Here is a 6,141-nt window from a genome sequence, read left to right as displayed (position 1 = left end):
CCAGGATCAAACTCTCCATAATAGAGAAATTCGAGTAGCTCGAGTTTCTTGCTGGCATCATTTAAGATGTCAATTTTTGAATCCGAAGATTCGTTTTGTCTCTTCACCGACAAAGCCGGCTGCAAGACTTTATTTGTTGACGTTTTGCTGTTCAGTTTTCAAGGTTCATTGTGCGCCGCTTCGTCAGAAGCAACTCTTATATAATACCATCTTTGCAATTCCTTTGTCAACAACTTTTCTCAAAAAGTTTTAAGCTGTTTTGAAGTAGTTATTCACTTACCGGAAACGCAACGTTTATTACTATACCAGCTTGTCTTTTTGTTTGCAATACTTTTTTCGAAAAAACTTCCCTTGCTTTATCAAGCAGAAACGAAGACCGTGCAATCATTGTTTTCAAGCCGATTGCACGGCGCTTCCTTCACTTACTCTTTATGTCTCATTTGCGGGAACAGAAGTATATCCCTGATTGATTGTGCGTTTGTCAACAGCATCACTAGACGGTCGACTCCGATGCCTAGTCCTCCTGTCGGCGGCAAACCATATTCTAGCGCTTCTACAAAATCTTCATCCATTTCATGCGCTTCATCATTGCCTTGTTCCTTTTCAACTAATTGCGCTTCGAAACGTTGGCGCTGATCAATTGGATCATTCAACTCGGTAAACGCGTTTGCGTGTTCACGTCTTACGATGAACAGCTCAAAACGATCCGTGAATCGGCTATCTTCAGGATTCTTCTTAGCCAAAGGAGAAATTTCAACTGGATGTCCGAAAATGAATGTAGGTTGAACAAGTTGCTCTTCCACTTTCTGTTCGAAGAATTCATTCAGAATATGACCGACTTCCATCATATCCGTAATTTCAACGCCGTGCTCTTTCGCAAGACTACGTGCCTCTTCAACAGACATCTCTTTCCAGAAATCAACGCCTGTATATTCCTTAACCGCATCAGCCATATGCAGTCGCTTCCATCCAGGAGATAGGTCGATGATATCTTCCCCGTACTTCACTTGCGTTGTGCCCAATACATCTTGCGCGATATGAGCAATCAAGTTTTCCGTGAGTTCCATAATGTCTTTATAATCCGCATAAGCTTCATATAGTTCAATCATCGTGAATTCTGGGTTATGTCTAGTAGAAATCCCTTCATTACGGAAAACACGGCCAATTTCATAGACTTTTTCAAGACCGCCGACAATAAGGCGTTTCAAATGAAGCTCAATTGCAATACGCATATAAAGCGTCATGTCCAAAGCGTTGTGGTGTGTAATGAATGGGCGAGCAGTCGCTCCCCCTGCAATCGAGTGCAGCATCGGTGTCTCAACTTCAAGGAAGCCTTGTCCATCCAAATAGCGGCGCATCGATTGGATGATGCGGCTTCTTGTGATGAAAGTCTCCCTGCTTTCCTCTGACATGATCAAGTCTAGATAGCGCTGGCGATATCTTTGTTCGATATCCTTCAATCCGTGGAATTTATCCGGCAATGGACGAAGTGCTTTCGTAAGGAATGTGAATTCCGTTACCTTAATAGAAAGTTCACCGACTTTTGTTTTAAAGACGTTTCCTTTGATGCCGACAATATCCCCTAGATCTGCATGGCTAAATTGGTCATATGCCTCTTCGCCGACTGCATCTTGACGGACGTAGATTTGAATCTGACCGCCGAGGTCTTGGATATGGGCAAAGCCCGCCTTTCCTTTGCCGCGCTTCGTCATGATTCGTCCTGCAATTTTCACTTCATGCACTGTTTCATCCAATTCCTCTTTAGAAAGCTCCTCATAAGCTTTGCGGATATCATTGGACAGGTGCGTCCGCTCAAACCTTGCGCCAAACGGATCTAAACCGTTTTCCCGCATTTCTTCCATCTTCTGGCGTCTCACCAAAAGCTGATCGTTCAATTCATCCAAATGGGACATTTCCTTCACTCCTTCATAGTGATCCCTCACGCCGGATGGCATGTTCCTATTGTACACAAACTCTTTATGTAAAAAAAGCCGCCACTATAATGGCGGTTGCATCACAGTTGCTGCTTGAATTCATCAGCTTTCTTCCAAAGTACAACGCCATCGTCATCGGCAACTGTAAACGGAGTTCCTGTTACAGGATGTCCGATTGTAGACGCGATTTCCAATAAAGGCACGAGAACAAAAGCCCGTTCACCCATTCTCGGGTGAGGCACAGTTAAATTCTCCGCTTCAATATTGTCGTTATTATACAGTAAAATGTCAAGGTCGACAGTCCGAGGTCCCCATCTGATGTCCCGCACGCGACCTAAACCGTTCTCAATATGTTGGCATGCCGACAATAATTCATATGGATCCAATGAAGTTTCTACAGAGACGACCAAGTTCAAGAAGTCTGCCTGATCCGTATAACCGACAGGTGCCGTTTCATAGATAGAGGACACGTTCGACACTTCGATCTTCTCGTGCGAATGAAGTGATCGGACTGCCTCCATAAGATGATGCAGCCTGTCTCCAATATTGGATCCTATGGAAATGTACGCGGTATTCATGAAAACTGTCCTCTCGTAATATCTACGGATACCGAGGCGTAGTGCCCCCGTATTGGCGGGTCAGGTTTGATTAAAACAACTCGTACGCCGTTGACTTGCTTAGCGAACTGCTCCAATATGGTGCGGGAAATCTCCTCTGCAACTGATTCAATCAGTTTCTTCGGCTCCCCTTCGATTACAGATCGACAAACCTCAAACACTTCTGCGTAATTGACCGTCTTCTTCAAATCATCCGAAGCCCCTGCTTCGGCTAAATCAACAGCAAGCGATACATTGGCTCGGAAACGCTGCCCTAACACCGTCTCTTCCTCCAATGCGCCATGATAGCCGTAAAACTCCATCTCATTCAAATGAATATAATCCATCCTCGCACCCTCCGTTTCTCGATCAGTCGACGTTTACTTCCGTCTTGCCAGCTAACACGTCCATCATTCTTACCATACGGGAGATCGCTTTCACATCATGCACCCGCACCATATGACAGCCGTGCTCGATGCCATAGCAAACCGTTGCACCAGTTCCTTCCATTCTCTCTTCGACCGGCAAATCTAGGATGTTGCCGATCATCCTTTTCCGGGACGTGGCAAGCAAAAGCGGGTATCCCATATCTGATATGCGGCGTAGTCCTTGCATCGCCAATACATTCTGCCTCGTATTTTTCGCAAAGCCGATGCCTGGGTCAAGCCAAATATTGTATTCCGGCACACCCGCCTTGCGCGCAATTTCAACACTTTCATCCAAGTCAGCAATCATTTCATCCATGAATGGTCCAGCATACTCCGCTTCTTCTCGATTATGCATAAGGATGATCGGCGCCCTGTGTGCAGCCGCCACTTCCGCGATCCTCGGCTCACGTTTCGCGCCCCATACATCATTGACAATCTTAGCACCGGCTTTCAATGCAGCATCCGCCACGTCCGCCTTATACGTATCGATTGAAATGACACAGTCCAATTCCCGAACTAATGCCTCGATTACCGGAATCGTACGCTCAAGCTCCATTTCGAGCGAGACTGGGGCATGCCCAGGCCGCGTCGACTCACCGCCTATATCAATGATTTTCGCCCCATCTCGAAGCATTTCCTCTGCATGCTTCAATGCCGCATCGACTTGACCGTATTTGCCTCCATCTGAGAAAGAATCCGGCGTGACATTCAAGATGCCCATTACAGCCGTCTCCTTTTTGAAATTGAATTCGGTATTTCCTAAACGGTATATTTCTTTCGCTTTCGATAATTCCATGGCTTTACCCTTCTTTCATTTCATCAATCGCCCGCTCGTACAACCTATGCAATTTTTGATAATAAACCCCTGAAGCACCAGGCATTGTATGCTCGCCTACCGCAGAAAGAGGGACGAGCTCTTGGATTGAGTTCGAAACGAACACTTCATCCGCCCGCTCGACTTCACTCTTCCTAAACAACCCGATATGTACATCCATTCCGGCCTGCGTCCCAAGCTCCAATATGAAGGCGCGTGTAAGGCCTGGCAAAATTCCTGTTTCTACAGACGGCGTGTATAGCTCCCCGTCCTTCACCCAAAACACATTGGATGTCACTCCTTCAGCGACATGTCCATGCGGTGTAAGGAAGATTCCTTCAAGCTCCTTCAATGATGTCAGCTCCAAACGTCCGCGTACATTGTTAAGGAAGTTATGCGATTTATGGCGGATCCGGCTTTCTGGAATATTCCTTTCCGTCTCGAGCCACACAGCCTTCTTTTCCGTTCCCCGCGGTGTTGCCGCAAGCTCTTTCCGGAACAGGATGACATTCGGCGACCTGTACTCAGAAGGAGCCAACCCGATATCATGCACCCCCGCAGACACATTCAGCCGGAAATACCCGTCTTGTCCACCCGACCGGACATAAAGGCCATGAACGGCATCCAAAATCTCTTCATCCGAGTAAGGCATATCAATCCGGTATTCAAACAATGCCGCACGAAGTCGCTCCATATGCTCTTTAAATAAAAACACATGTCCTTCATACGTTCTGAACGTCTCAAAAAAGCCTGCGCCATATAAAAACCCATGATCAAACGGGGATATCCGCAATTGCTCCGCCTGATCAAATTCACCGTTCATCCAACATAGCATGGAGGTGATCCTCCTTTCATTCTACCGCTTCGGCCATTTCCTTCGCTTGCCAGAGCGCTCTCGCTTTGTTGAGCGACTCCACGTATTCCGCTTTCGGATCAGAGTCAGCGACTAAACCCGCCCCTGCTTGTATATGGGCAACCCCGTCTTTTATATACGCAGTCCGAATGACGATATTCAATTCCATATCACCGTTAAAACCAACCCAGCCGATTGATCCTGTATACAAACCTCGCCGCGTCGGCTCCAATTCCTCGATGATTTCCATCGTACGCAGCTTCGGTGAGCCGGTGATCGACCCTCCAGGAAATACCCCTTTAATGATAGCGGCGTTCGATAACTCCGGAGATGCTGTCCCTCTAACATTTGAAACGAGATGCATAACGTGTGAATACCGCTCAATAACCATGAATTCATCCGTTTCCACTGTTTCTGGCACACATACTTGCCCGAAATCTTCCAGTTCCTGTTCGACAAGCATAATATGCTCACCCTTCTCTTTCTCATTGGAGAGCAAATCCATCTCAAACGTTTCATCTTCGATTTCCGTCGCCCCTCTCGGCCTCGTTCCTCCGATCGGACGCGTACTCAATTCCGTTCCCCGCTTTTTAAGCAGCAATTCCGGTGAGCCGGAGACGACAGCGAATTCCTTCGCCCCGATTGACGCCATATAAGGCGATGGATTGAAAGATCGCAATGCTTCGTACATCGATAGCGGATCGGCGGAAAGTAACTTCGATTGCCGGACGGACAGATTAACTTGATTGACATCCCCATCCGCAATATACTGCTGGACGTCTCGCACCATTTGTTCGAATTGAGGTCCGGTCACTGACACTTCCACATTTTCAGGTCTTGTATAGTCGATTGTGAGATCGCTTGTCGTTATGGCGCGATTGCTCAATCCCACTTCTGCCGCGTCCAGCCATTCCCTTTCCATTTTCGAAACATCCAGTCCGCGCCCAGGAAGCGCCATGAAATAGACGGTTTCCGTATCCTGATCAAGAACAGCCCAACGATCAAATAAATAGAAGAAGACATCCGGCGTGTCAAGATCATCCACAGTCATTTCTTCAATCGGTTCATATGTCCGTGCGTAATCGTAACTAATAAAACCTATGGCACCTCCTTGGAAATCCGGCAGCTCCGGTACACTTTCCATCTTCATCGATTCGATGATCGCAGATACTAGTTCAAGAGGTTCGCCTTCCCGCACCTCCTTCATTCCGTCACGCCATTCAAGCTCTACCGAATGAGACTGTCTGCTCGTTAGCGTAACTAGCGGATCGACACCTGCGATACATAGCTTGCCCGTGCGTCCGCTTTCCAGCAAAACATGCTGTTCTGCTGTTTTCGCAAGTTCTTTATAGGCATAAAAAAATTGCTCCTTCGTCATTTCGGCCACCTTGTAATGAGGATGCAATCTATTCATTTCGTTTTCCCCCAACTTCTCATAATATAGTTATCTTAACGTTTACCATATCGTTTAGGCTAGTATTAGAATCAAAAAAGAGAGCCCTCATCGGCTCTCTCC

At 46.9% G+C, this 6,141-nt stretch carries 6 protein-coding genes; all 6 read right to left on the bottom strand.

Annotated elements, in window-relative coordinates; translation table 11 throughout:
* Positions 1 to 422: 422 nt before the first annotated feature.
* Complete coding sequence (lysS, locus tag ACTHPA_RS18105; RefSeq protein ID WP_440502310.1) at positions 423 to 1,913, bottom strand: lysine--tRNA ligase; 1,491 nt, start codon at positions 1,911 to 1,913, stop codon at positions 423 to 425.
* Between the two features lie 101 nt (positions 1,914 to 2,014).
* Entirely contained in the window at positions 2,015 to 2,512 is a 498-nt protein-coding gene (gene folK, locus ACTHPA_RS18100; protein ID WP_440502308.1) for a 2-amino-4-hydroxy-6-hydroxymethyldihydropteridine diphosphokinase, read from the bottom strand.
* Positions 2,509 to 2,877 carry a dihydroneopterin aldolase gene (gene folB / locus ACTHPA_RS18095; RefSeq protein ID WP_440502307.1) on the bottom strand — a complete coding sequence of 123 codons (369 nt, stop codon included), beginning with the start codon at positions 2,875 to 2,877 and terminating at the stop codon, positions 2,509 to 2,511. The genes folK and folB overlap by 4 nt, the downstream gene beginning before the upstream one ends.
* A gap of 22 nt (positions 2,878 to 2,899) precedes the next feature.
* Positions 2,900 to 3,754 carry a dihydropteroate synthase gene (folP, locus tag ACTHPA_RS18090; protein WP_440502305.1) on the bottom strand — a complete coding sequence of 285 codons (855 nt, stop codon included), beginning with the start codon at positions 3,752 to 3,754 and terminating at the stop codon, positions 2,900 to 2,902.
* A gap of 4 nt (positions 3,755 to 3,758) precedes the next feature.
* Positions 3,759 to 4,607: an aminodeoxychorismate lyase gene (gene pabC / locus ACTHPA_RS18085; protein ID WP_440502304.1), complete on the bottom strand. Its 849-nt coding sequence runs from the start codon at positions 4,605 to 4,607 to the stop codon at positions 3,759 to 3,761.
* A gap of 16 nt (positions 4,608 to 4,623) precedes the next feature.
* Positions 4,624 to 6,039: an anthranilate synthase component I family protein gene (locus tag ACTHPA_RS18080; protein ID WP_440502303.1), complete on the bottom strand. Its 1,416-nt coding sequence runs from the start codon at positions 6,037 to 6,039 to the stop codon at positions 4,624 to 4,626.
* Positions 6,040 to 6,141 lie beyond the last annotated feature (102 nt).

Source organism: Sporosarcina sp. SAFN-015 (assembly GCF_051966875.1).
Classification (GTDB): domain Bacteria; phylum Bacillota; class Bacilli; order Bacillales_A; family Planococcaceae; genus Sporosarcina.
This window is presented reverse-complemented; position numbering and strand designations above follow the sequence as displayed.